Source organism: Reyranella sp. (genome assembly GCF_030651995.1).
GTDB lineage: Bacteria > Pseudomonadota > Alphaproteobacteria > Reyranellales > Reyranellaceae > Reyranella.
Window position 1 is genome coordinate 36,530 of record NZ_JAUSBN010000054.1, and the last position, 23,042, is coordinate 59,571.

Consider the following 23,042-nt stretch of genomic DNA (forward strand, 5'->3'; position numbering starts at 1 on the left):
ATGGCTGTCATCGACCATGATGCCGCGCTCGCCAAGGCCGGCGCCAACGTATCGGGCTTCTGGAGCCAGGCAGGCTTCCTCACCCGGCGCTATCCGCTGGGTGCGGTGGGCGCGATCCTGGTGCTGCTCTTCGTGCTGACCGCGTTGTTCGCCAACGTCATCGCACCGCACGATCCGCTGTCGACCAACTCGCGGGCCTCCCTGGCCGCACCGGGGGGCACCTACTGGCTGGGCGCGGACTTCATGGGCCGCGACATGTTCAGCCGCATCGTCTACGGCGCGCGCATTTCGCTCGCCGTCGCCGTCGGCGCCACCCTGCTGGGCGGCATCCTGGGCGTGGTCATCGGCCTGATGTCAGGCTTCATCGGCGGCTGGCTCGACCTCGCGACCCAGCGCCTGATGGACATCATGCAGTCGCTGCCGCTTCTGGTGATGGCGCTGGTCATGGCCGCGTCCCTTGGGCCGTCGCTGGAGAACACGATCATCGCGATCGCGATCCCGCTGGTGCCCAGCGTGGCCCGCGTCGTGCGGTCGAGTACCCTGTCGCTGCGCGAGCAGCCCTTCGTCGAGGCCGCCCGGGCCATCGGCATGGGGGAAATCCGCATCGCCGTCCGGCACGTCCTGCCCAACACGCTGGCGCCGCTGATCGTGCTCGGCACGGCCCAGCTCGGTTCGGCGATCCTGACCGAGGCGTCGCTCTCCTTCCTGGGCCTCGGCATCCCGGAGCCCTATCCGTCATGGGGCCGCATGCTCTCGGAATCGGCGGCGGAATACGTCCGCACGGCGCCGTGGCTCGTGATTTTCCCCGGTGTCGCCATCAGCCTCACGGTGTTCGGCACCAACCTGCTGGGCGACGCCCTGCGTGACATCCTCGACCCGAGACAGCGTACATGAGTTCTCTTCTTGAAGTGTCGGATCTCGGCACGTGGTTTTATACGCGCCAGGGAATCGTCAAGGCGGTCGATGGCGTCGACTTCGAAGTCGCCGCGGGCGAGACGCTGGCCATCGTCGGTGAATCCGGCTGCGGCAAGAGCATGACCGCGCTCTCGCTGATGCGGCTGATCCCCGACCCGCCCGGGCGCATCGTGTCGGGCTCGATCAAGCTGGCCGGCCGCGACCTGCTCAAGATCTCCGAGGAGGAGATGCGCGACGTGCGCGGTAACGAGATCTCGATGATCTTCCAGGAGCCGATGACGTCGCTCAACCCGGTGATGACGATCGGCAAGCAGATCTCCGAGGCGTTGATCCTGCATCGCGACATGGACCGCAGGCAGGCGATGAAGCGGGCGATCGAGATGCTGGAGCTGGTCCGCATCCCCGAGCCGGTGCAGCGCGCAAAGGAGTATCCGCACCAGCTCTCGGGCGGAATGCGCCAGCGCGCGATGATCGCCATGGCGCTGGCCTGCAATCCCAAGGTGCTGATCGCCGACGAGCCGACGACCGCGCTCGACGTCACCATCCAGGCGCAGATCCTGGAACTGATCGTCGAGCTGCAGCGCGAGTTCAGCGCGGCGGTCCTCCTGATCACGCACGATCTCGGCGTCGTGGCCGAGACCGCGCACCGGGTCATCGTCATGTATGCCGGCCGCAAGGTCGAGGAAGCGACCGTGGGCGAGCTGTTCGCCAAGCCGCTTCACCCCTACACGGTCGGCCTCATGAATTCGATCCCGCGTCTCGACCTGATGCGCGGGCAGACCGATCGCACCAACGAGCGCCTGCAGGAAATTCCCGGCATCGTGCCGCCGCTGTTCGACCTGCCGCCCGGCTGCGCCTTCGCGCCCCGCTGCAGCAGGGCGGACGAGAAGTGTCGCAGCGAACGTCCAGCCTATGAGGAGAAGCAGCCCGGTCACTGGGCCGCCTGCTGGCACACACATGGTTAGCGCAAATCCCCCCGTCATCGAGGTCAAGGACCTCAAGAAGCACTTCCCGGTAAAGAAGGGCCTGCTGCGCCGCACCGTCGGTCAGGTCTATGCCGTGGATGGCGTCACCTTCACCGTAGGGGCCGGCGAGACGCTCGGCTTGGTGGGCGAGTCGGGCTGCGGCAAGACCACAGCCGGCCGTGCCGCCATGCGCCTGGTCGAGCCGACCTCGGGATCGATCAAGGTCGAAGGCAAGGAGATCATGGGCCTCTCGAAGGGCGAGCTGCGGCCCTACCGGCGGCAGATGCAGATCATCTTCCAGGACCCATTCTCGTCCCTCAATCCGCGCATGACCGCAGGCGACATCGTGGGCGAGCCGTTGCTGGTCCATGGCGTTGCCAACGCCAAGGAACGCCAGGAGCAGGTGTCCGCGCTGTTCGCCCGTGTCGGTCTCCGTCCGGCGCAGATGAGCAACTATCCGCACCAGTTCTCGGGCGGGCAGCGGCAGCGCATCGGCATCGCACGTGCCCTGGCGCTGGGACCGAAGCTGATCGTGGGCGACGAGCCGGTCTCGGCGCTCGACGTTTCCATCCAGGCGCAGGTCATCAACCTCCTGATGGAACTGCAGGCGGAGCGTCGGCTCTCCTACCTGTTCATCTCGCACAATCTCGCGGTGGTCGAGCATATCAGCCACCAGATCGCCGTGATGTATCTCGGCCGCATCGTCGAATATGCCGACACGCGGTCGATCTTCACCAACGCCCAGCACCCCTATACGGAAGCCCTGCTGGCCGCCGTCCCGGTGCCGGATCCCGCCATCAAGCGGAAGAAGATCGTGCTCCAGGGCGACGTGCCCAGCCCCGTGAAGCCGCCGTCGGGGTGTCATTTCCATACGCGCTGTCCCTATGCGGTGGCGCGCTGCAAGGTGGAAGCGCCACCGCTGCGCGAAATAGCGCCGGGGCATCAGGTTTCCTGCCACCTGCGCTAGATGAAAAGCCCCTCTCCTTCGCTTCGTAGGCGGAGAGGAGCGTGAACTGGGGTCGCGCCGCGTTACAGACGCGCTAGACTGTCTCCCGAAAAGGGAGACAGAAACGCTATGGCCAATTGGGATTACATCATCGTGGGCGGCGGGTCCGCCGGCTGCGTGCTGGCCAATCGCCTCACCGAGGATGCCAACGTCAAGGTCCTGCTGCTGGAAGCCGGGCCGCCCGACAAGTCGATGTGGATCGACATCCCGGCGGGCTTCACGAAGCTGCTGAACCATGAAAAATTCAACTGGAACTTCCAGATGGAGCCGGAAGAGGGCGTGGCCGGACGCAGCATTCCCTGTCCGCGCGGCCGCACGCTCGGCGGCTCGAGCTCGATCAACGGCATGCTTTACGTGCGCGGCCAGCCGCTCGACTACGACACGTGGGGGCAGTTCGGCAACCGCGGCTGGTCCTATTCGCAGGTCCTGCCGTACTTCAGGAAGTCCGAGAACTACGAGCCGGGCGGCGACGATAGCCGCGGCCGGGGCGGTCCGCTGAACGTCGCGCAGATGTGCGACACGCACGAGCTGTGCGATGCCTTCATCGATGCGGCCGAGGCCACCGGCTATCCGAAGAACGCCGACTATAACAACGGCAACCAGGAGGGCTTCGGCTACTTCCAGGTGACGATGAAGAACGGCAAACGCCAGTCGACGGCGCGCGCCTTCCTCGATCCCATCCGCTCGCGTTCGAACCTGACCATCGAGACCGATGCGCTGGTCAAAAAGCTGATCCTCGAGGGCAAGCGCTGTGTCGGCGTCTCCTACAGCGTGCACGGCCAGGCGAAGGAGGCACGTTGCGGGCGCGAGGTCATCGTCTCGTGCGGCGCCGTGCAGTCACCCGGCGTGCTCGAGCATTCCGGCATCGGTCAGCCGGAGCTGCTGCGCAGCCACGGCATCGAGGTGAAACACGAGCTGAAGGGCGTCGGCGAGAATTACGGCGACCACTTCGCGCCGCGCATGAACTGGCGCGTGAAGCTGCCGATCACGCTGAACGAGCGCACGCGCGGCATCAACCTCGTGAAGGAGGTGGTGCGCTACTACACGACCGGCCGCGGCGTGCTCGCGCTCACCGCCGGCGTCGTCTACGGCTTCGTGCGCACCCGGCCGGGCCTCGACTCCCCCGACATGCAGTTCCACATGGCGCATGCCAGCTACGATACGGCGCAGAAGCGCGATCTCGAGCGCGAGCCCGGCATGACCGTGGTCATCGGCCAGTGCCGGCCCGACTCGCGCGGCTCGATCCACATCAAGTCGGCGATCCCGGGCAGCGCGCCGGCCATCCGGCCGAACTTCCTGTCGGCCCAGATCGACCGCGACGCCACGGTCGCCGGCATGCAGATCGCCCGCAAGATCGTCTCGCATCCGTCGATGTCGAAGTACATCGCCTTCGAGAACAATCCCGGCGACAAGGTTCAGAGCTACGACGAGTGGCTGAGCTTCGCCCGCGGCAACGGCCAGACGACCTATCACGTGGTCGGGACCTGCAAGATGGGCTCCGATCCGATGGCCGTGGTGGACGACCGGCTGCGGGTCCACGGGATCGCCGGGCTGCGGGTGATCGATGCCTCGATCATGCCGACGGTTCCCTCGGGCAACACCAATGCACCCACGATCATGGTTGCCGAGAAGGGCGCGGACATGATCAAAGAGGATGCAAAGGCGGGCCTCAAGGCGGCTGCCTGACGGTAACAGTGGGGGACGTGATGAAGCCTGTGAGGTCCATACTCGCCATCCTGGCGGTCGGCGGCCTGTTGTCGGCCTGTCACGGCTACACTCCCAAGACCGAGTCGAAGCGCGACATGCTGCAGGACTCGGGCTTCAAGGTCGTCTCGCTCAAGACGCCCGGCCAGGCCGCTTCGTTCAAGCAGCTGCCGCCGCACAAGCTCGTGCGGAAGACCTACAACGGCAAGCCGGTGTGGGTGTACGCCGACCCGACGATGTGCGGCTGCCTCTACATGGGCACGCAGGACAATTACAACGCCTACATCAAGGAGGCGTCGAAGCAGATGATGACCACCGCGATGCGCGCTAACTTCCAGGACGATCCCTACAGCCCGACCGGCATGGACAATGCCGTCGACAACGACATGGATTGGGGCGTTTGGGGCAACCCGGGCTATTACGGCCTGCCCTACTGAGGGCGGCCTGACATCGAAACGCCCGGCGGAGCGATCCGCCGGGCGTTTTTTGTGAAGGATGTCCGTCGTCTCGACCGGAGCGCGCAGCGCGAAGTGGAGAGACCTTCTCTCCACCAAAAGCCGGAAAATCGTTGGAAGAAGATCTCTCCGCTCCGCCTCGCTGCGCGAGGCTCCGGTCGAGATGACAGAGTTACTTCGGCTGCGTCGCCGGCACGCCGAGCGAGAGCATCAGGCGGTTGGCCCAGTTGAAGAACGAGGCCGCGCCGACCAGGTCGGCGATTGCGGCATCGTCGAGGCCGACCTTGCGCAGGCGCTCGACATGGTGCTTGCCGAAGGTCATCGGCAGGGCGGTCAGCGCCACCGACGCGGCGACGATCGCTTCCCAGCGCTCATCGAGCTTGGCCTCCACGCCTTCGTCGAGCAGGCGCTGCACGTCGTCGACCCTCTTCGAATAAGTCGCGGCGAAGCGGGCATGGACGGAGGCGCAGTAGATGCAGCCGTTCAGGCGCGACGTTGCCGCCGCCGCCAGCTCGCGCTCGGCGCGCGGCAGCCCCGCCTCGGGATTGTAGAAGATGTCCTTGTCGGTCCGCGTGCGGGCCTCCAGCACGTCGGGATCGCGCGCCAGCAACCTGAAGTACGGCGACTTCACGCGCGTCGCGTCGACCAGGCTCTTGATGTGGTGCTCGGTCATGTCGGCTTCGGCCATCGGCTCGAGCCACGGCAGCCAATCGAGCATGTCGCGCGTGAAGACCACCGGCTCGGTGTGCGGCGGCGGCGTCAGGGTCTTGTCGGTGCTCATAGGGTGCTCGCGAGGACGCCCAGGCCGGCTACGACCCGGATCTGGTAGGACAGGAAGGAGACGAGCTGGGAGACCGTCACGATGTCGTTGGTCGACCAGCCGGCATCGAGCAGCGACTGCAGCGACGCCGCCGATGAATCGCGCGGATGAAACACCAGCATGTGCGTGTGCTCGAACGCGGCGGCGAGGCGCGGCCCGAGGGTCGCCCGGCCGGCATCGCTCACCTTCCAGGTCGGACCCGGCGCATCCTCGACCGAAAGCGGTCCTTTCGGAAAGTGGCCGTAGGGACCCGTGATCCTGGCGGCCGCGACTTCGGTCGCGATGGCGGTGCGCAGGGCTGCGGGCAGCTTGGCGGCATAGAAGGCGTCCGTCTTCGGCTCGCCGTGCAGGCCCGCGACGAACGACGCGATGGCGTGGCGTTCGTCAGCGCTGACCCCGCCCAGGTCCTTCGGCTCGAACAGCGAAGTGTAACTCGCCTGCGCGTGCGTGCGCGCCTCGGAGCGCTGGCCGCGGATCGCGTCCAGCTTTGAGCCCGGTGCGATACCCACCAGGCTGTCGATCACGTCTGTCATGCGACTTGTCTCGTCCCCGCTTTGACTTCCGGCGCCCAGCCCAATGCAGGCGCGACCTTGCCGGCGAACAGCTCGATCGACCGCAGGATATACGGGTGCGGCGGATCGATCGAGTGAACCTGCATGGTGAGATCGGTCGACCGCTGCAGGGTCGAATCGGCCTGCAGCACCTGGTGCCTACGCCGTGGGGCGATGGGAATATTACCCTCCGAGCAGGGCGGCGGACGGCGCCAGCTCCTTACGCTCGACCTTCTTCACGATCTCGGTGAGCCTGGCGTGGGTCGGTGCCTTCACGCCGATATAGTCGCCGCGCTCGGCAATGTAGCCGTTCATGAACTCGATCTCGGTGCGGCGGCCCTTGATGATATCCTGCGCCATCGAGGGGCGCTGGATGTCGGCGCGCGGGTTGGGGTTGGTGTTGGAGCCGGGCCGCAGGATCGCCTCGACCTCGTCGAGTGCCGCCTTGTCGTTCTCCGAAGCGCGGGCCAGCAGTTCGGGCTCGAACTTGCCGATCTTCTCGATGTGATATCCCAGCGCCTGGCCGACGCGCACCGCCTCGCCACCCAGCTTGATCGAGAAGCGGCGCACGGCGTCGTTGCGATCGCAGTCGGTGCCGGTCATGCCGGTGGCGGCCGAGACGCCGTTCTTCATGCCGTTCTGGCAGAGCTTCGACCAGCGCTCGCCCCACAGGTTGGTCGTGGTCTTGGCGCTGTCGATCATGCCGACCATCTCGCGCAGCTCTTCGACCCTCTTGGTGATGCGGCCATGGACCTCGCCGACGCGGAAGACGGTGTGCTTGTCGCCGCCCTTGGAAACGGTGCGGCGGATCTTGCCGGCCTCGTACATGTCGACCGAGATCAGCGACGCGACCATGCCGACGGTCTTGCCCCAGCCCACGACGCCCGCGATCCGCTCCTCGTTCAGGCAGTTCTGCAGCGACACGACGTAACCGTCCGGTGCCAGATACTGCTTGATCAGCGCCGTCGCCCATTCGGTGTCGTAGGACTTCATCGACACGAACGCGATGTCGATCGGCTTCTGGCGCGACAGGTCCTGCATCTCGGTGAGATGCATGGTCTTGGCCTTGGTGACCGTGAACTTCTCTTCCGGCGTCACGCCGTCGAGTTCGAGCCCGTTCTTGCGGATGGTCTCGATGTTCTCCGGCCAGAAATCGATCAGGGTGACGTCGAGACCCGCTTGCGCGAGGTATCCACCGACATAGCCGCCCAATGCTCCCGTGCCGACGACTGCAATTCGCTTGCCCATCCTGATCTCCCTTGAAGCTGTTCGTTAAGGCGCGACGCGCGGCTCTTTACGCGCACGGTCGAGATAGCGTTCGGCGTCCTCGGCCAGCAGCAGCCGGTCGGCCATCAGTTGCGCGACGACCGTCTGGACCCTGGCCACATAGTCGGGGCCGCTCCTGTAGCGTTCGGCGATCGAGGGCCGCGGATCGCCCGCGGCCTCGCGCGCGGCCTTGTCGAGCGGCAGCGGCAGGCAGCTGCCGTCACGATCGGCGATCTCGCCGGCGGGGTAGGGCGGCTTGTACTCGTTCCAGCCAGTGTAGGTGGCGAGCGGCACGGCGATGTCGGGCAGGCGGATGCCCGCGATCTCGTTGCCGTCGGCATCGACCTTGCTCACCAGGGTTCGATAGGCCTTGTCCGGAACCGCGGGCCTCACCCAGTCGCCGGGCGGCGCCACGACGTTGGTGGTGCGCACGATCGCGGCGCCTGGAACGGCGGGAAAGCCGGTCTTGTCGGGCTCCACCAGCGTGCCCGCAGCGAGCGTCGGCACGCGGCTGGGTGGTGGTGCGATGCCCGATACCACCCATGCGTCGAGGGCGACCAGCAGGGCCCGGACCGCCGGCATCGGATTGTGCGGGTTGCGCGGATTGAGGTTCGGGCCGGGATCGGTCGTGGCGCCGGCGCGGCCGCCATGCTGCGTTCCCGCAATCATGTAGACGCGCGAGTTTTCCGGCAGGGCGACGTCCTGCCCACCCAGCGGATCGGTGTGCAGCAGCGACGCGCCCTTCTGCCAGTATTCGGTCGAGGTGTTGGTCTCGATCAGCAGCGGATCGCTGCCGTCGCCCCGGAACAGCGAGCCGCTCTTGCCCGTCAGCGGATCGTCGAGCGTCGCCGTCGAGAAGGGGAACTCGTTCTCGGGGAAGCCGTGATCCTCGTGCTGGGTGTTGGTGCGCGCCGGCTGGGCGAAAGGCGTGTTGAAGAACACGCGGCCGACGCCGGCGATGTGGCTCAGGATGCCGTCGAACACGCGACGTCCTTGTTCGTCGCGGTTGAAGCCTTCGGAGATGTGATTGCGCAGGTAGCGGCCGGCCTGGGAGAACCCGATGGCCAGCGCATGCGTCATCGGCCGGCCCGTCGCCTTCACCGCCTCGGGCGAGTGGCGCAGCCAGCTCACCACGTCGCGCGTCGCTGCGAAGCCCAGCCCCTGGACCTTGGGATTCTTCGCCTCGTAGTGGAATTCGTAGAGGAAGCCCGGCCTCGCCTGCGTGCCCTCGCGCAGCCTGATCGAGCGGGAGTCGACGAAGGACCACTGGTTCAGGGGCAGTTCGCGCGGCTCGTCGTCGGCGCGTTCGCGCACGGTGAGGCGCGCCCGCGGCTGTTCGAGCGTCGCGGCCTCGTGCGAGAGCTTGAACGCTTCCAGCACGCCGACGCGCGTGCCCGAGACCCATTCCTCGCGAACCGTCCGCACGATCGGCTGGCCGTTGTCGGTTGCGACAGGCGCCGTCAGGGCAAGCCCCATGTTGGCGCGGGGCGCATCCGGGTCCCAGCCCGACCAGACGATCGTGTAGCCGAGGCGCAGGGGAAAGGCGTTGCCGAGATCGGCCAAGGTCTTCGGATCGTTCACGCCCTGCGGGCCGTCGGCGATGTTGCCGAACAGCATCTTGCGGCCGCGATTGTTCACTTCGTAGAGGATGCGGCCATTGCCTCGCGCCGGATCCTTCGGCCGCAGGATGAAGACGCTGGTCGCGTACTCGACCTTGCCGGCGGCATTGCGCGGCACCTTGGCGATCAGCGCGATGCCGCTGTTGGCGGGCACGGTCGGATCGACCTCGCCGCGGGCAACGGCGATGACGCGTTCATAAGCGCCTGCCTCGTCGAACGCGGCCCCGCCGGCGAGGGGCTCGATTTTCTCAATATCCAGGGAGACGAGCACTGACACACGCGGAGTGGTGGTTGAAGGTCAAAGACTCCGTCGTCTCGACCGGAGCCGAGCGCAGCGAGGCGAAGCGGAGAGATCTTTTATCTGCGCTCGGCCGGCAATTGGTGGAGAGCAGGTCTCTCCACTCCGCGCTGCGCGCTCCGGTCGAGACGACGGGCTCTGCTTTCAAGCACCGGAGTCTTTGGCTGATCTGCCTTGAAGTCATCCCGGTCTAAGCCCTGGCTTCCGCCTGGACCTCTTCGGCCGGGAAGTTCAGCTCCACGCCGACGCCGTCGGGATCGTAGAGGAAGATCTGCGCAGCGCCGGTGCGCGGCACGATCTGCTCGCGGAACTTCACGTTCTTCGCCTGCAGGCGCTTGCGTACGCCGGGCAGGTCGCTGGCGGCGAAGGCGATGTGATCGAAGCGGCCGGTGTCCTCGAACTTCTTCTCGGTGCCGCGCACGACGATGCCCTCGCGCGGCTTGCGTTCGCCCAGCAGGTGCACGGTGGCCACGCCGCCGGAATAGAGCCAGTAGCCCGGGAAGCCGAGCGGCGGCCGGTCGCCGTTCTCGAGGCCCAGGACGTCGCAATAGAAGTCCTTGGTCGCTTCGAGGTCAGACGGCTCGATCGTGTAGTGCTGAAGGGGGCCAAGCGGCATGGTCGGTCTCCGGGGTCAGGTCAGACGAAAGTGAGGTCGGCGTCGGCGCCCATCATCCAGGCACCCACGGTCTCGAAATGGGAAAGCCGGCCCTGCAGTTGCTGGGTCACGGTATGGATGTCGCGGAACCGCCGCTCCAGCGGATGGTTCTCGAAGATCGCCGTAGCGCCGGCCGCATTGTAGGCGAAGTCGACGGCGTCCTTGGCCTTGTGGATGGCGTTGGTCGCGGCCATGCGGATGGTGATGCGCTGCTCGACCGTGATCGTGTTGCCGGCCGAGAGATCCTTCCAGATGCCGGCCATCGACTGCAGCACGAAGGCGCGGGCGGCGCGGAGATTGACCTCGGCCTGGGCCAGGTTGGATTGCACGACGGCATTGTCGCGCAGCGGGCTCTTCAGCCCGCGCGGGACCTTGTTGCGGGCGACGTCGAGGAAGCAGTCGAGCGCGCCGCGGGCGATGCCGCAGGCCACGGCGGCGAAGCCCATCTGGTAGCAGGTGCCGGCGCCCATCCTGTAGAGCGGTCCGCTCTCGCGGCATTCGAGCTCGAAGTCGCGGGTGATCGAATGGTCGGCGCGCACGAAGAAGTCGTCGAGCGCGAACTGGTCGCTGGCGGTGCCGCGCAGGCCGACCGTATTCCAGATGTCTGTCCATTGAACGTCGCCGGTGCGCACCAGCATGGTGCGCTCCTGCTGCCGGCCGGTGTCGTCGAGGCGCGGCGAGCCGTCGGCCTTGAAGATCGGGCAATGGGCGCCCAGCCAGGTGGCGTGCCGGCCGCCGGACGCGAAGGCCCAGACGCCGGTCACGCGGTACCCGCCTTCACACTCGACGGCCTTTACCTTCGGGCCGGGGCCCCAGGCCAGCACGGCGCGCGGATCGTCGCCGAAGATCGCGCGGGCGACCGGCAGGTCGAGATAGGCCGCCGACATGGCGCAGCCGCCGGCCTGGCTGAGACACCAGGCCGTCGAGGCGTCGCCACGGGCGATCGTCTCGATCACATGGAAGAAGGTCACGGGATCGGTCTCGATCCCGTCCGACGATCTCGGCAGCAGCAGGCGGAACAGCCCTGCCTCATGGAGCTTGTCGAGCAGCGCCGGCGGCAGCCGGCGGGTCTCCTCGATATCGTTGGAGGCAGCCTCGACGGCCGGCCGCAGGGCGTCGGCACGGGAGATCACGGCAGGGTCGCCGGCGAGATCGGCGGCGGACGGGATCAGCGTATCCAGGACCATCCTCCTCAAGTGTCTGAGTACATCAGGCGGGAGCCAGTTCCCTGTCGATCTCAGCGATCGACTGTTCCCTAGGTTCAATCCCGAAGAAATAATAGACCACCCCGGCCCTCGGGAACCAGCAGCCGACATGGAGAAAGGCCGTCGGAATCTCGGGCAGCGGTACATCGGGCTTCAGTGGCATCTCCCCCGGACCCCGTTTGCCCGTCGAAACGCATCGCTGCAGGGCGACCCTCTCCTTTGCTAAGGAGGAGCGCGACCAAAGGGAGATCATCATGAACTGGACCGACCGCCGGACACGTTTCCGGGCGCTGCTCGCGGGCGAGCGCTGTTTCCATCCGGGTTCGGTGTTCGATCCGATCTCCGCCCGCATCGCCGAGGATCTGGGCTTCGAGATCGGCATGTTCGCCGGCTCCGTCGCCTCCATGACCGTGCTGGGCGCTCCCGACCTGATCGTGCTGACCTTGAGCGAATTTGCCGGACAGGCCTATCGCATCAACCGCGCCGGCAACCTGGCGCTCATGGTCGATGCCGATCACGGGTACGGAAATGCACTTAACGTGAAGCGTACGGTCGAGGAACTCGAGACCGCCGGGGTCGCGGGTCTGAGCATCGAGGACACCGAACTGCCAACACCGTTCGGGACGACCAAGCCGCGAATGGTTTCGATTGCCGAGGGCGTCGGCAAGATGAAGGCTGCCCGCGCCGGTCGGCAGGATCCCGGTCTCTGCATCGCCGGTCGCACCAGCGCCATCCAGATCACCAGCCTCGAGGACACGATCGCGCGCGGTCAGGCCTACGAGGCGGCCGGGGTCGATGCGCTGTTCTTCGTCGGTGTGAAAACGCGTGCCGAACTGGACGCGATCTCGGCCGCCACCAGGTTGCCGCTGATCCTGGGGGGCGGAACGCCGGAGCTGAGCGATCTCGACTATCTCGGCGCCCGCCGTGTGCGCATCGCCTTGCAGGGACACCAGCCTTTCGCCGCCGCGGTGAAGGCGACCTACGAGACGCTGAAGGCGCTGCGCGAGGGCGTTGCGCCGTCCAGTTTGCAGGGCGTCGCCGATGCCGAGCTGATGAAGCGCGTCACGCGTGACGGCGACTACACGAAGTGGACGAAAGACTTCCTGGCATCGTAGCGCGTCGCCACTGTGATCGGAGCGAACGGCCGACGCCTGCCGGACGCGGGGCGGTCGATCGTGAGCCCCGGCTCAGCGTCGGCTGAGCATTTCGACCAGCTCGACGAACGCCTTGGAGCGCGCCGCGAGCGTGAAGTTCTCGACGATGAAGGCCCGCGGGTCGAACCTGCCGCTCGACGCGGCTGACCAGAAGGCATCGAATCCGGCGTCGAAGCCGGCCGCGTCCTGGAACTTCATGCCGCAGCGATCGTCCCAGTAGGGCGCCGACGTGACCGGGCTGAAGACCACACGATGAGGGTAATAGTCGGTGTCCTGCCAGACGCCACCCAGGTCCCAGGCGAAAACGGGAATGCCGCAGGACAAGGCCTGCTGCAGCGCTATGCCCTGGGTCTCGTGCTCGCACAGGAAGATCATGGTCCTGGTTCTTCGCAGGAGCGCTTCGAAGTCTTTCTCCTGGTAATGGCCATAGGCGATGCGTGCGACCTTGAGACCGGTCTTGCCGAGGCTCTCGAGGATCGGGTCGCGCACCTGGGCGCGATCGCGCTCTGGGTGGCAGCGGATCTTCTCGTACACGAGGACGTCGATGTCTTTGTCGGGCGTCGGGACCCACCTGTCGGTATCGATGCCGACCGGCCAGGCGTGAACCTTGTCGCCCCAGTTCACGGCGAACATCTGGCGCTGCCACTCGCACGCCACCACGACGCCGAGAATGTTGTGCTCGGTGAAGAGATCGGGCGCGTCGACCGGATGATTGTGCACCGCCGGACCGAAGATGATCGGAGTCGTGGGGCCGAATCTGTCGAGCAGATGCGGCTTGCCGAGGACGCACGCCACTTCGTCAGGATGCGATCGAAGATGGCGATAGTCGTTGACCCGATAAGGAGCGCCGATCTTGTCGAGCCCTGCCATCAGATTCAGGAAAACGCGCTCCAGGCCAAGAATGCGTCGCGGCCCGCGAACGAGACGGCGGATGACGGCGCGCGGATACCGGTCGAACGGCAGCCAGCGATCACTGTCCGAGCCGTCATGATAGAAGAGATTGAGCGGCCTTGTGCTCGACAACGCAGCCAAGTCCACGCCTCATTGGAATCACATGCCGTGTCGCCGACCATACTGTCGGGGTCCTTGCGGTGGCAAGGAAAATAGGCTGGGGCGACTAGCCTGTCGGGACCAGGGTCACGGCGACGCCATAGGAGTGGGAGTCGCCGCCCAGGATGACGCCGCGCAGCGGGCTCACGTCGGAGAAGTCGCGGCCCCAGGCAACGGCGACGTGATCCTCGTGCGCGATCAGGTCGTTGGTCGGGTCGAGATGGACCCAGCCGGCAGCCTCGCCGCACCATACGGCCACCCAGGCGTGGCTCGCATCGGCGCCGCGCAGGGCGATCTCGTCCCTGGAGTGGATCGTGCGGATGTACCCGGAGACGTAGCCTGCCGCGAGACCGTGGGCACGCAGCGCCGCGATCTCCACATGGGCGAAATCCTGGCAGACCCCGGCCTTGCCGGCGAAGACGTCGGCGAGCGGCGTCGAAATGTCGGTTGCGCCGGGGTGATACTCGAAGTCGGACTTGATGCGCGAAGTCAGCTCACGCGCCGCTTCCAGAATGGGACGTCCCGCCGTGAAGGACTGCGCGCCGTAGGCCCGCAGCGCATCGACGTTTGGGACCAGCGGTGACTCGTAGATGAACTCGCTGGCCGAGACCGGTTGGGGGAATCCGTCTCCGAGGAAGCCGTCCCGTATGCTCTCCCACGCCGGTGTCGAATTGGCTGCCGGCGGCTCAGGGAAGCGGACGTCGACCTCGGCCCGCACCTCGATGTCGAAGCGCGTGTGCGGCTTGTCGATCCGGTAGATGTCGATGAGATTCCCGAAATGGTCGACATGCTGAACGGCAAGCGCCGGCAGTGGGCTGGTCACGATGCCGATCGCGGTAACCGTCTGGCCCGGAAAGTCGCGGGCGCGCAGATGCGCGATGTGGTGCGCCGAGTCGACCGTGCTGGCGTAGGTGTAGGTCGTGCGGTGCGAAAGCAGGTACTGCATGCTCAGTCTCCACCCGAGGAGCCCACCGCCTGGGCCGCCGGCACATGCGAGAAATAGGCGCGGGTGATGGCCTCGGAGAGCCTGTCGAGCTGCTGTTCCGTGTCGGACGCGACATCGCGCAGCATGGCGAGCGCAAGCCCCTCATGACGCCACGCCTGTTCGTCGCCGCCGAACTGGCGGACCACCGCTTCCAGGTCCACTTCCAGCGAGTCGGGCAGCGCAGCGACCCGGACGCCCGAAGCGCGCGCCAGATAGTCGAGATGCGCCTTGATGGTGCGAAGCTGGAAAACCAGTCCGCGCGGATTGGCATCGTCGAGGATGACGAGGTCGAGCACGGGAGCGGGCTGCAGCTGGCCGAGATAGCGCGTGCGGTAGGTGATGGTGCTGTCGCACAGTTCGAGCGCCAGGCGCATCGCGGCGTCCCAGTCGATCGGCGAAAGCGTGAAGGGGCCGAGCGCGCCGGTGAGCACATGCAGTCCGCGTTCGATACGGCGGCCGAGATCGAGGAATCGCCAGCCCGTACCGCGCGTCATGTTCTCCTGCGCCAGGCCCGACAGCGTGGCGACGAACCGCACGATCTCGTCGAGGGCGGCGAGCAGCGGATCGAGGTTGCCGCGCGCCGCCAGCAGGCGCTTGCGCACTTCGACCATCTCAGGGCCCGCGGCCGTCGTCATGTCGACCGAGAAGCGATCGCGCATGGTGGCGGTCAGTCGCTGGATGCCGTCGAGCACGGTGGCGAGGCCGCGATCGTCGGCCGCGACGCCCGCCAGGCCCTGTTGGAACAGGGCGCTCTCGGGCGGTGCCAGGGCCGACGCGTGATCCATCAAATTCGCTGCGTCGAGCAACCTGCCGAGCAGCTTGAGTTCGACGGCGTCGCGCGGGCCGACGGCGCCCTGCGCCACGCGCGCCGCCGTGGTGCGCAGGAGACGCGCATCGTTGTCGAGGCGCTCGATGTAGCGGCCGAGCCAGAAGAGATTGTCGGCGACCCTGCTCTGCAGGTCGGCGGTGCCGCGCTCGACGGCGAGCTGGTGAAAGCGCCGGGTCGTCGGCAACTGGACGTCGGCGGCATCCTCGGCCAGCACCCATACGTCCTTCAGGGTGCCGTGCAGCCTGCCCAGCGAGCGCAGCGCAGTGTCGCCGTCGGGCTCGCGGGCGAGGCCGCCCGGCAGTACGTGATAGGTGTCGTGGTCGGCCACGACGAAGGCGCGCATCACGACGGCCGACGGCACCAGAGACTGCCCGTCCCACTTCGGCGTGAGCGACGGCGTCATGGGGTACTGCGCGACATACTGGCCGGGCTGGGCGCGGATGCGTTCGACCAGCGCCGCGCGCTCGGCCTGTTCGAGCATGCCCACGACGATGGGTTCGCGGTCCTGGCCGAGGCAGGGGCGCACGATCATGAGGTCGAGGTTGGCCAGCGCGAAGGTGAGCGCCGCCGGCTCGCCCAGCCACCATACGTCGAGCGACGGCATCCGCAGCTTCTCGCCCAGCAGGTGTTCACTCAGCCGCTCCAGGAAGGGCATGATCGCCGGCGTCTCGACGACCCCCGATCCCAGCGCATTGGCGAGCGAGATATTGCCGTTGCGAGTGGCTTCCACCAGGCCGGTCACGCCCAACGCGGAATCGGCGCGCATTTCCAGCGGGTCGGCGAAGGCGCTGTCGAGCCGCCGCAAGAGCACATGCACGGGCCGAAGGCCGGCGAGTGTCTTGATCGAGACCTGGCCGTCGCGCGCGACCATGTCGCCGCCTTCGACCAGCGGGACGCCCAGCACGCGCGACAGATAGACATGCTCGAAATAAGTGGCCGAGAGCGAGCCTGGCGTCAGCACCGCCATGTTGGGCTGGGACACGGCGGCCGGCGCCATCGAGCGCAGCGACTCTTGCCAGCGGTCGACGAAGGGCCGGAGATGGCGGACGGGGATGGAGCGAAAGGCCTCCGGCAGGCTGCGCGCCAGCACGCGGCGCATCTCCAGGGCATAGCCCACGCCCGCGGGAAGCTCGGTATGGTCGGCCAGGACGTGCCAGCGTCCGTTCCCCAGCCGCACCAGGTCGACCGCATAGTTGCCGAGGTAACGTCGCGGCGCGGCGCCGTCGGTGACCCGGGCGGGTCGCAGGAAATGCCGGTTGGCGTGGACCAGCATCGGCGGCAGCAGCTTCCGTTTCAGCAGCGTCTGCGGGCCGTAGACATCGGCCAGGACCCGGTCGAGCAGCTTGGCGCGCTGGATCAGGCCGGCCTCGATGCCCGCCCATTCGTCGGGCGTGATGACCATCGGCAGGGGATCGAAGGTCCAGCGGGCCGTACCGCGATCGTCCAGCAGGTTGACGGTCGCGCCCGATTCCTCGAGCTGCCGGCGCGCGCTCTCGACCCGTTCGCCGAGCCCGTTGGGCAGCGAGCGGATGACGCTCAGGATGCCTTGCCAGTGATAGCGGATCGACTTCTGGCCGGTGACCAGTTCGTCGTACGCGCTCGCCGGCGAGGAAGAGAGGCCGCGCAACGACTCCATGGGCCCGGATACAGAAGTGGAAACGAACGGTCGGACTGCCTGTGAGGCGGGCGAACTATAGGCTCTGGGCCCGCCGCAGGTCGAGCGTCAGCGGATGCTCGGGATTGTCGAGCGGACGCGGTTCCGGCGACGCTCCACCGGTATGTCCGATGGCGAAGAAACGGGCCCGCCGCCGCGCCTCGGCCTCGTTGGCGTTGACCGGCATGCGGTCGTAGTTGCGGCCACCCGGATGGGCCACGTGGTAGGTACAGCCGCCGATCGAGCGGCCGCTCCACGAATCGTGGATGTCGAAGGTGAGGGGCGCGTGCACGCCGATGGTCGGATGCAGGGAGTTCGCTGCCTGCCAGGCGCGATAGCGCACGCCCGCGACGTATTCGCCAGCCGTGCCGGTGGCGCGGAGCGGCAGCTTCCAGCCGTTGCAGGCAATGACATGGCGCTGGTCGTTCAGCCCGGCGACCTTGACCTGCAGTCGCTCCACCGTGGAATCGACGTAGCGGACCGTGCCGCCGCCGCCCGGCTCCTCGCCCAGTACGTGCCAGGGTTCGAGCGCGTGCCGAAGTTCGAGTTCGAGGCCGCGCTGCGCCACTTCGCCGAGCTTCGGGAAACGGAATTCGAAATGCGGGGCGAACCACTGGGATGAGAATGCGTAGCCCGCCTCGCCGAGATCGGAGAGCACGTCGTTGAAATCCTGCCATACGAAATGCGGCAGCATGAAATCGTCGTGCAGGCGGGTGCCCCAGCGGCTGAGCGGCCGCTCGTAGGGGTGCTCCCAGAACCTGGCGACCAGGCCGCGCAGCAGGGCCTGCTGCGCCACGCTCATGCGCCAGTGCGGCGGCATCTCGAAGGCGCGCAGCTCCAGCAATCCCCGGCGGCCGGCGGCGGACTCGGGCGTGAACAGCTTGTCGATGCAGAACTCTGTGCGGTGGGCATTGCCGGTCGCGTCGACCAGCAGGTTGCGGAACACACGGTCGACCAGCCACGGCGGGGTCTGCCGTCCCGGCGCGATCTGGCGGAAGGCGATCTCGAGCTCGTGCAGCGCATCGTTGCGCGCTTCGTCCACGCGCGGATGCTGGCTGGTCGGGCCGATGAACAGGCCGGAGAAGAGATACGAGAGCGACGGATGGTTCAGCCAGTAGCCCAGCAGGCTCTTCAGCAGGTCGGGCCGTCGCAGGATCGGCGAGTCGGCGGCCGAGGGACCGCCCAGGACCACATGGTTGCCGCCGCCGGTCCCGGTGTGGCGGCCGTCGATCATGAACTTCTGGGCGCCAAGCCGCGTCGTGCGCGCTTCCTCGTAGACGATCTCCGTGCGTTCGACGACCTCGGTCCAGGTCGCGGAGGGATGGATGTTGACCTCGATCACCCCGGGGTCGGGCGTGACGCTGAAGTGCAGGACCCGCGGATCGCCGGGCGGCGTGTAGCCTTCGATGAAGATCGGCTGGTCCTGCTCCTCGGCCGTGTCCTCGAGCGCCGTCACCAGGTCGAGATAATCCTCCATGCGCTCGGTCGGCGGCATGAAGACATGGAGATGACCGTCGCGCGGCTCGAAGGCCATTGCGGTGCGCACGATTCCGGCGGCCGAAGCGCCGACGGCGGGGCCCAGGCCCGTGTTCGGGGCCAGTGCCCGGCGCCACGCCTCTCGGCGGGCTTCGGCATCGCCGGCGGTATCGCCCGCGAGTCCCGGTTCCTGACGGCGCAGCACCGGCGCGCGCCGGAAAGCATCGAGCGGCGGCAGATCGGGATGCGGCGCCATCGGATCGGGCTGGACGATGACGTCGGTGTCGCCGGGGGCCGCCCAGGGCAGCGAATCGAGCGGCAGGCGATAGCCGATCGGCGAATCACCGGGAATCAGATAGCACTTCTCGGAGCGCAGGAACCACGGACCGCTCTTCCACCGTGGTGCATGCCCGTGCCCGTTGCCGCGCCCGCCATGGTCGCGCCCATTGTGATCCCGAATAACCGGCAGGACGTAGCCGACCGAACTTTCGAGGCCCTTTTCGAAGACGCGGGCCAGACGCTCGCGCTCCAGCGGATCCTTCACCCTGGCTTCGTCGACCACGACGTTGCTGGGCAGGCGCCGTTCGCGCCAGAGATAGTACCAGGTGTCCTCGTAGGCCGGGAAAAGATAGTCGGGATCGAGCTGCAGGCGTTGCGCAAAGGCGAGAGCGAAGCGGTGCGCAGCCTCGACGGTGGCGCCGACCGGCTTGGACTCCAGCGCATAGAGCTGCGGATTCCGCCAGACCGGCTCGCCGTCCTTGCGCCAGTAGCAGCCGAGCGCCCAACGCGGCAGCTGCTCGCCGGGATACCATTTGCCCTGGCCGAAATGCAGCAGCGGTCCGGTCGAGAATCGGCTCGCGAGCTTGCGGAACAGCACGCCCGCCAGCCGCCGCTTCTCGGGGCCGAGCGCCAGGGTGTTCCATTCCGGCCCGTCCATGTCGTCGACCGACACGAAGGTCGGCTCGCCGCCCATGGTGAGGCGTACGTCATGCTTGCCGATGTCGCGCTCGATCGCCTCGCCGACCTTGAGCAGGGTGGCCCATTGCTCCTCGGTATAGGGCTTGGTGGTGCGCGGCGTTTCGCGCACGCGCGTCACCGTCATCGCATGCTCGAACTCGACCTCGGCCTTCTCGATCGCGCCCTCGATCGGCGCCGCGCTCGATGGTTCGGGCGTGCAGGCGAGGGGAATGTGACCTTCGCCGGTCAGCAGCCCGGAGGTCGGATCGAGGCCGATCCAGCCGGCGCCCGGCAGATAGACTTCGCACCAGGCGTGGAGGTCGGTGAAGTCGTGCGTTGGACCCTCGGGCCCTTCGAGCGGCTTCTCGTCGGCCACGAGCTGGATCAGGTAACCCGAGGCGAATCGAGCGGCAAACCCCAGGTGGCGCAGGATCATGACCAGCAGCCAGCCGGTGTCGCGGCAGGATCCCTTGGCGCGGGCGAGCGTCTCCTCGCAGCTCTGCACACCCGGTTCCAGGCGGACGATGTAGCCGATCTCGCGCTGCAGGCGGGCGTTCAGGCCGACGATGAAATCGATCGTGCGCTGCTCTTTGCGGTCGACCGAGGCGAGCCAGGCCGAGAGTCTCGGCCCCAGCGGTTCCAGCTTGCGGAACGGCGCGATCTCCTCGGCCAGCGAGGCATCGTAGGCGAAGGGCCAGGTCTCGGCCGAGGGCTCCAGGAAGAAGTCGAACGGATTGATGACCGACATGTCGGCCACCAGGTCGACCACGACCTCGAAAAGATCGGTCTTTTCCGGGAACACCAGCCGCGCCAGGTGATTTCCCTGCGGATCCTGCTGCCAGTTGATGAAATGCTGGGCCGGGGTGACCTTCAGCGAATAGGAAAGAACGGGGGTCCGGCTATGGGGGGCCGGACGCAGACGCACGATCTGCGGCCCCAGTTCGATGGGTCGGTCGTACCGGTAGGTCGTCCGATGATGCAGCGCGACGTGGATGCTCATGACGGCCTGCTGTTTCGCTCCGAAGACAGACTAAGCAAGTGACATGCCACTAAGCAAGGAACTGGCGCTATGCTTCCGTCATGATCCTTTTTTGACGGGACCGTTCATCATGACCAACCACTTCGATCTCACGGGCAAGGTTGCCCTCGTCACCGGCGGCAGCCGCGGGCTGGGCTACCAGATGGTGAAGGCCTTCGCCGACCACGGGGCCGACGTCTTCATCACCAGCCGCAAGCTGGAGACCTGCGACAAGGTCGCGGCCGAGGTTCGGGCGATGGGCCGCAGGGCGGCAACCTATGCCTGCAACGTCGCCAACTGGCAGGAACTCGACGGCATGGTAGAGGCGGCCTACGCAGCCTTCGGGAAGATCGACATCCTAGTGAACAATGCCGGCTCCTCGCCGCTCGCCCCTTCGTCGCTGGAGACCCCGGAACAGCTGTTCGACCGCATCGTGTCGCTGAACTTCAAGGCACCGTTCCGTGTGATGTCGCTGGTCGGCAGTCGTATGGCGGCGGGCGAGGGCGGTTCGATCATCAACGTCTCGAGCGCCGGCGCGCTGCGCCCGCGTCCGCAGATCGCGCCTTACGCAGGCGCCAAGGCGGCACTCAACGCGCTCACTGAGGCCTTCGCCTTCGAGTACGGGCCGAAGGTGCGGGTGAACACGATCTCGCCGGGCCGCTTCCTGACCGACGTGTCCAAGGCCTGGCCGGAGGAGCACAAGGCCAACCCGACGGCGGCGCTGAAGCGCAGCGGCCAGCCGGAGGAAATCGTGACGGCGGCGCTCTATCTCGCGTCGAGCAAGTCGAGTTTCACCACCGGATCGCTGGTCCGGGTCGATGGAGGAATCGCATGAAGATGAAAGCCGGCGTTCTCACGGTCTGCGGTGCGCCCCGCCCCTTCGCGAAGTCGAAGCCCATCCATGTGGTCGAGGTCGATCTCGATCCGCCGGGCGAGGGCGAGGTCCTGGTCAAGGTGGGCGGCGGCGGTCTCTGCCACTCCGACCTGTCGCTGATCAACGGCGACCGGCCGCGCCCCGTGCCGATCGTGCTGGGCCATGAAGGCTCGGGCGAGATCGTCGAGGTGGGCGCGGGCGTGCACGACGTGAAGGTGGGCGACCATGTATGCTTCACCTTCAACGTGAGCTGCGGCCGCTGCCGTCGCTGCCTCGAAGGCCGTCCCTACATCTGCGAGCGCTCGATCACGCCGCGCGCCGCCGGCCAGCTCCTGTCCGGCCATCATCGCCTCCATATGGACGGCAAGCCGGTGAACCATCACTCGGGCGTTTCCTGCTACGCCGAATATGCCGTGGTCGATCGCGGCTCGATCGTGGTCATCGACCGCAGCCTGCCGCTCGACGTGGCGGCGTTGTTCGGTTGCGCCGTCGTCACGGGCGTGGGCGCCGTCGTGAACACCGGCAAGATCGAGCCGGGCAGTTCGGTGGCCATCGTCGGCCTCGGCGGCGTGGGTCTCAGCGGCCTGATGGGCGCGGTGCTCGCGGGCGCGGGTCGCATCGTGGCCATCGATCTCTCCGACGAGAAGCTCGGTCTTGCCCGCCAACTCGGTGCGACGGACACGGTGAATGCCAAGGACGTCGACCATGTCACGCAGGTACGCGATCTCACCAACGGCGGTGTCGACTATGCCTTCGATCTCGCCGGCACCATCAAGGCGATGGAGACGGCCTATCTCGTCACCCGCTGGGGCGGCACGACAGTGACGGCGGGGCTGTCACCGATCGTGGCCGACTTCTCGTTCAAGCAGAGCATGCTGGTCAGCGAGGAGAAGACGATCAAGGGCTCCTACATGGGAAGCTGCGTGCCGGTGCGCGACATCCCGCGCTTCATCGCGCTCTACCAGCAGGGCAAGCTGCCGGTCGACCGCATGGTCAGCCAGCGCATCGGGTTTGACGAGTTGAACGAAGGCTTCGACCGCCTGCAGGATGTGGCGACCGTTCGGCAGATACTGGTGCCGCACGGATGACGACAGAACTTGCAAAACATCTTCAGGTCCGTCGATGTCCCTCGAGATCGCCACAGAGACTCCATTGCAGGACGAGGTCCGTACGCTCGTTGCCGAGCTAAACGCCGTGCTGCTGGAACTGACGCCGCCCGAACACTGCCACCATCTGACGGTCGAGCAGATGGCCGATGACGATACCACCGTCTTCATCGCGCGAGAGGGCGGCGTGGCGATCGCCTGTGGGGCGCTGAAGCGACACGGCGACGGCATCGGTGAGGTCAAGCGCATGTACACGCGGCCGAGCCATCGTGGCCGCCGGATCGGCGAGCAGATCGTGGCCCGCATCGAGGCGATGGCGCGCGCCGAGGGGCTGAAGCGTCTCGTGCTGGAGACCGGCGACCGTCACTACGCGGCCTGGAAAGTTTATGAACGTTCCGGCTTCACACGCTGTGGTCCGGTTCTCGATTACGCCGACGTCAAATGGTCGGTGTTCTACGACAAGGCGCTTGCCGACTGAGG

General features: G+C 66.9%; 19 protein-coding genes and 1 pseudogene. 9 read left to right on the forward strand and 11 right to left on the reverse strand.

Annotation, left to right across the window (positions count from 1 at the left end; all coding sequences use genetic code 11):
- The 5 genes from Q7V45_RS16210 to Q7V45_RS16230 all read left to right on the forward strand — a co-directional run bounded on the left by Q7V45_RS16210 (nucleotide 1) and on the right by Q7V45_RS16230 (nucleotide 5,027).
- Nucleotides 1–894, forward strand: coding sequence for an ABC transporter permease (locus tag Q7V45_RS16210; RefSeq protein ID WP_304853909.1), 894 nt, complete (start codon nucleotides 1–3; stop codon nucleotides 892–894).
- Nucleotides 891–1,880 (forward strand): ABC transporter ATP-binding protein, encoded by a 990-nt coding sequence (locus tag Q7V45_RS16215; RefSeq protein WP_304853911.1) that lies wholly within the window; start codon nucleotides 891–893, stop codon nucleotides 1,878–1,880. Before Q7V45_RS16210 ends, Q7V45_RS16215 begins: the two co-directional genes overlap by 4 nt.
- Nucleotides 1,873–2,847: an ABC transporter ATP-binding protein gene (locus Q7V45_RS16220; protein ID WP_304853912.1), complete on the forward strand. Its 975-nt coding sequence runs from the start codon at nucleotides 1,873–1,875 to the stop codon at nucleotides 2,845–2,847. The genes Q7V45_RS16215 and Q7V45_RS16220 overlap by 8 nt, the downstream gene beginning before the upstream one ends.
- A gap of 108 nt (nucleotides 2,848–2,955) precedes the next feature.
- Nucleotides 2,956–4,572 carry a GMC family oxidoreductase gene (locus tag Q7V45_RS16225; RefSeq protein ID WP_304853913.1) on the forward strand — a complete coding sequence of 539 codons (1,617 nt, stop codon included), beginning with the start codon at nucleotides 2,956–2,958 and terminating at the stop codon, nucleotides 4,570–4,572.
- 20 nt (nucleotides 4,573–4,592) lie between these two features.
- On the forward strand, nucleotides 4,593–5,027 hold the full coding sequence (locus Q7V45_RS16230; RefSeq protein ID WP_304853914.1) for a hypothetical protein: 435 nt from the start codon (nucleotides 4,593–4,595) through the stop codon (nucleotides 5,025–5,027).
- Nucleotides 5,028–5,217: 190 nt separating this feature from the next.
- Here the strand turns inward: Q7V45_RS16230 and Q7V45_RS16235 are convergent, their stop codons facing one another.
- The 7 genes and pseudogenes from Q7V45_RS16235 to Q7V45_RS16265 all read right to left on the reverse strand — a co-directional run bounded on the left by Q7V45_RS16235 (nucleotide 5,218) and on the right by Q7V45_RS16265 (nucleotide 11,441).
- Nucleotides 5,218–5,826 carry an alkylhydroperoxidase domain protein gene (locus tag Q7V45_RS16235; protein WP_304853915.1) on the reverse strand — a complete coding sequence of 203 codons (609 nt, stop codon included), beginning with the start codon at nucleotides 5,824–5,826 and terminating at the stop codon, nucleotides 5,218–5,220.
- The gene (locus Q7V45_RS16240; RefSeq protein ID WP_304853917.1) at nucleotides 5,823–6,398 is read right to left on the reverse strand and encodes a CMD domain protein; all 576 of its coding nucleotides are present in this window, start codon (nucleotides 6,396–6,398) and stop codon (nucleotides 5,823–5,825) included. The genes Q7V45_RS16235 and Q7V45_RS16240 overlap by 4 nt, the downstream gene beginning before the upstream one ends.
- A pseudogene (locus Q7V45_RS16245) lies at nucleotides 6,395–6,565 on the reverse strand (putative FMN-dependent luciferase-like monooxygenase); the annotation flags it as partial. The pseudogene Q7V45_RS16245 and the gene Q7V45_RS16240, both read right to left, overlap by 4 nt.
- Nucleotides 6,566–6,599: 34 nt before the next feature.
- Nucleotides 6,600–7,664, reverse strand: coding sequence for a ketopantoate reductase family protein (locus Q7V45_RS16250; RefSeq protein ID WP_304853919.1), 1,065 nt, complete (start codon nucleotides 7,662–7,664; stop codon nucleotides 6,600–6,602).
- 24 nt (nucleotides 7,665–7,688) lie between these two features.
- A complete protein-coding gene (locus Q7V45_RS16255) occupies nucleotides 7,689–9,572 on the reverse strand; it encodes an alpha/beta hydrolase domain-containing protein (protein WP_304853921.1) in 1,884 nt (627 codons plus the stop codon).
- Nucleotides 9,573–9,789: 217 nt separating this feature from the next.
- Nucleotides 9,790–10,215 (reverse strand): VOC family protein, encoded by a 426-nt coding sequence (locus tag Q7V45_RS16260; protein ID WP_304853923.1) that lies wholly within the window; start codon nucleotides 10,213–10,215, stop codon nucleotides 9,790–9,792.
- Nucleotides 10,216–10,235: 20 nt separating this feature from the next.
- Entirely contained in the window at nucleotides 10,236–11,441 is a 1,206-nt protein-coding gene (locus Q7V45_RS16265; RefSeq protein WP_304853926.1) for an acyl-CoA dehydrogenase family protein, read from the reverse strand.
- 272 nt (nucleotides 11,442–11,713) lie between these two features.
- Here Q7V45_RS16265 and Q7V45_RS16270 point away from each other — a divergent pair, with 272 nt between their 5' ends.
- Nucleotides 11,714–12,574, forward strand: coding sequence for an oxaloacetate decarboxylase (locus Q7V45_RS16270; protein ID WP_304853928.1), 861 nt, complete (start codon nucleotides 11,714–11,716; stop codon nucleotides 12,572–12,574).
- Between the two features lie 72 nt (nucleotides 12,575–12,646).
- Here Q7V45_RS16270 and Q7V45_RS16275 read toward each other — a convergent pair whose 3' ends face one another.
- The 4 genes from Q7V45_RS16275 to Q7V45_RS16290 form a co-directional block, all read right to left on the reverse strand.
- Complete coding sequence (locus Q7V45_RS16275; protein WP_304853929.1) at nucleotides 12,647–13,645, reverse strand: glycosyltransferase family 1 protein; 999 nt, start codon at nucleotides 13,643–13,645, stop codon at nucleotides 12,647–12,649.
- 85 nt (nucleotides 13,646–13,730) lie between these two features.
- Complete coding sequence (locus Q7V45_RS16280; RefSeq protein ID WP_304853931.1) at nucleotides 13,731–14,609, reverse strand: transglutaminase family protein; 879 nt, start codon at nucleotides 14,607–14,609, stop codon at nucleotides 13,731–13,733.
- Between the two features lie 2 nt (nucleotides 14,610–14,611).
- A complete protein-coding gene (locus tag Q7V45_RS16285) occupies nucleotides 14,612–17,113 on the reverse strand; it encodes a circularly permuted type 2 ATP-grasp protein (protein WP_304853932.1) in 2,502 nt (833 codons plus the stop codon).
- A 55-nt stretch (nucleotides 17,114–17,168) separates the two neighbouring features.
- On the reverse strand, nucleotides 17,169–20,564 hold the full coding sequence (locus Q7V45_RS16290) for a DUF2126 domain-containing protein (protein ID WP_304853933.1): 3,396 nt from the start codon (nucleotides 20,562–20,564) through the stop codon (nucleotides 17,169–17,171).
- A gap of 109 nt (nucleotides 20,565–20,673) precedes the next feature.
- Between Q7V45_RS16290 and Q7V45_RS16295 the strand changes: the two genes are divergently transcribed.
- The 3 genes from Q7V45_RS16295 to Q7V45_RS16305 are packed head-to-tail and all read left to right on the forward strand — an operon-like array spanning nucleotide 20,674 to nucleotide 23,040.
- Complete coding sequence (locus Q7V45_RS16295) at nucleotides 20,674–21,417, forward strand: SDR family NAD(P)-dependent oxidoreductase (protein WP_304853934.1); 744 nt, start codon at nucleotides 20,674–20,676, stop codon at nucleotides 21,415–21,417.
- Entirely contained in the window at nucleotides 21,414–22,544 is a 1,131-nt protein-coding gene (locus Q7V45_RS16300) for a zinc-binding dehydrogenase (protein ID WP_304853935.1), read from the forward strand. The genes Q7V45_RS16295 and Q7V45_RS16300 overlap by 4 nt, the downstream gene beginning before the upstream one ends.
- Before the next feature lie 34 nt (nucleotides 22,545–22,578).
- Nucleotides 22,579–23,040, forward strand: a complete 462-nt coding sequence (locus Q7V45_RS16305) for a GNAT family N-acetyltransferase (RefSeq protein ID WP_304853937.1) — start codon at nucleotides 22,579–22,581, stop codon at nucleotides 23,038–23,040.
- Nucleotides 23,041–23,042: the final 2 nt, after the last annotated feature.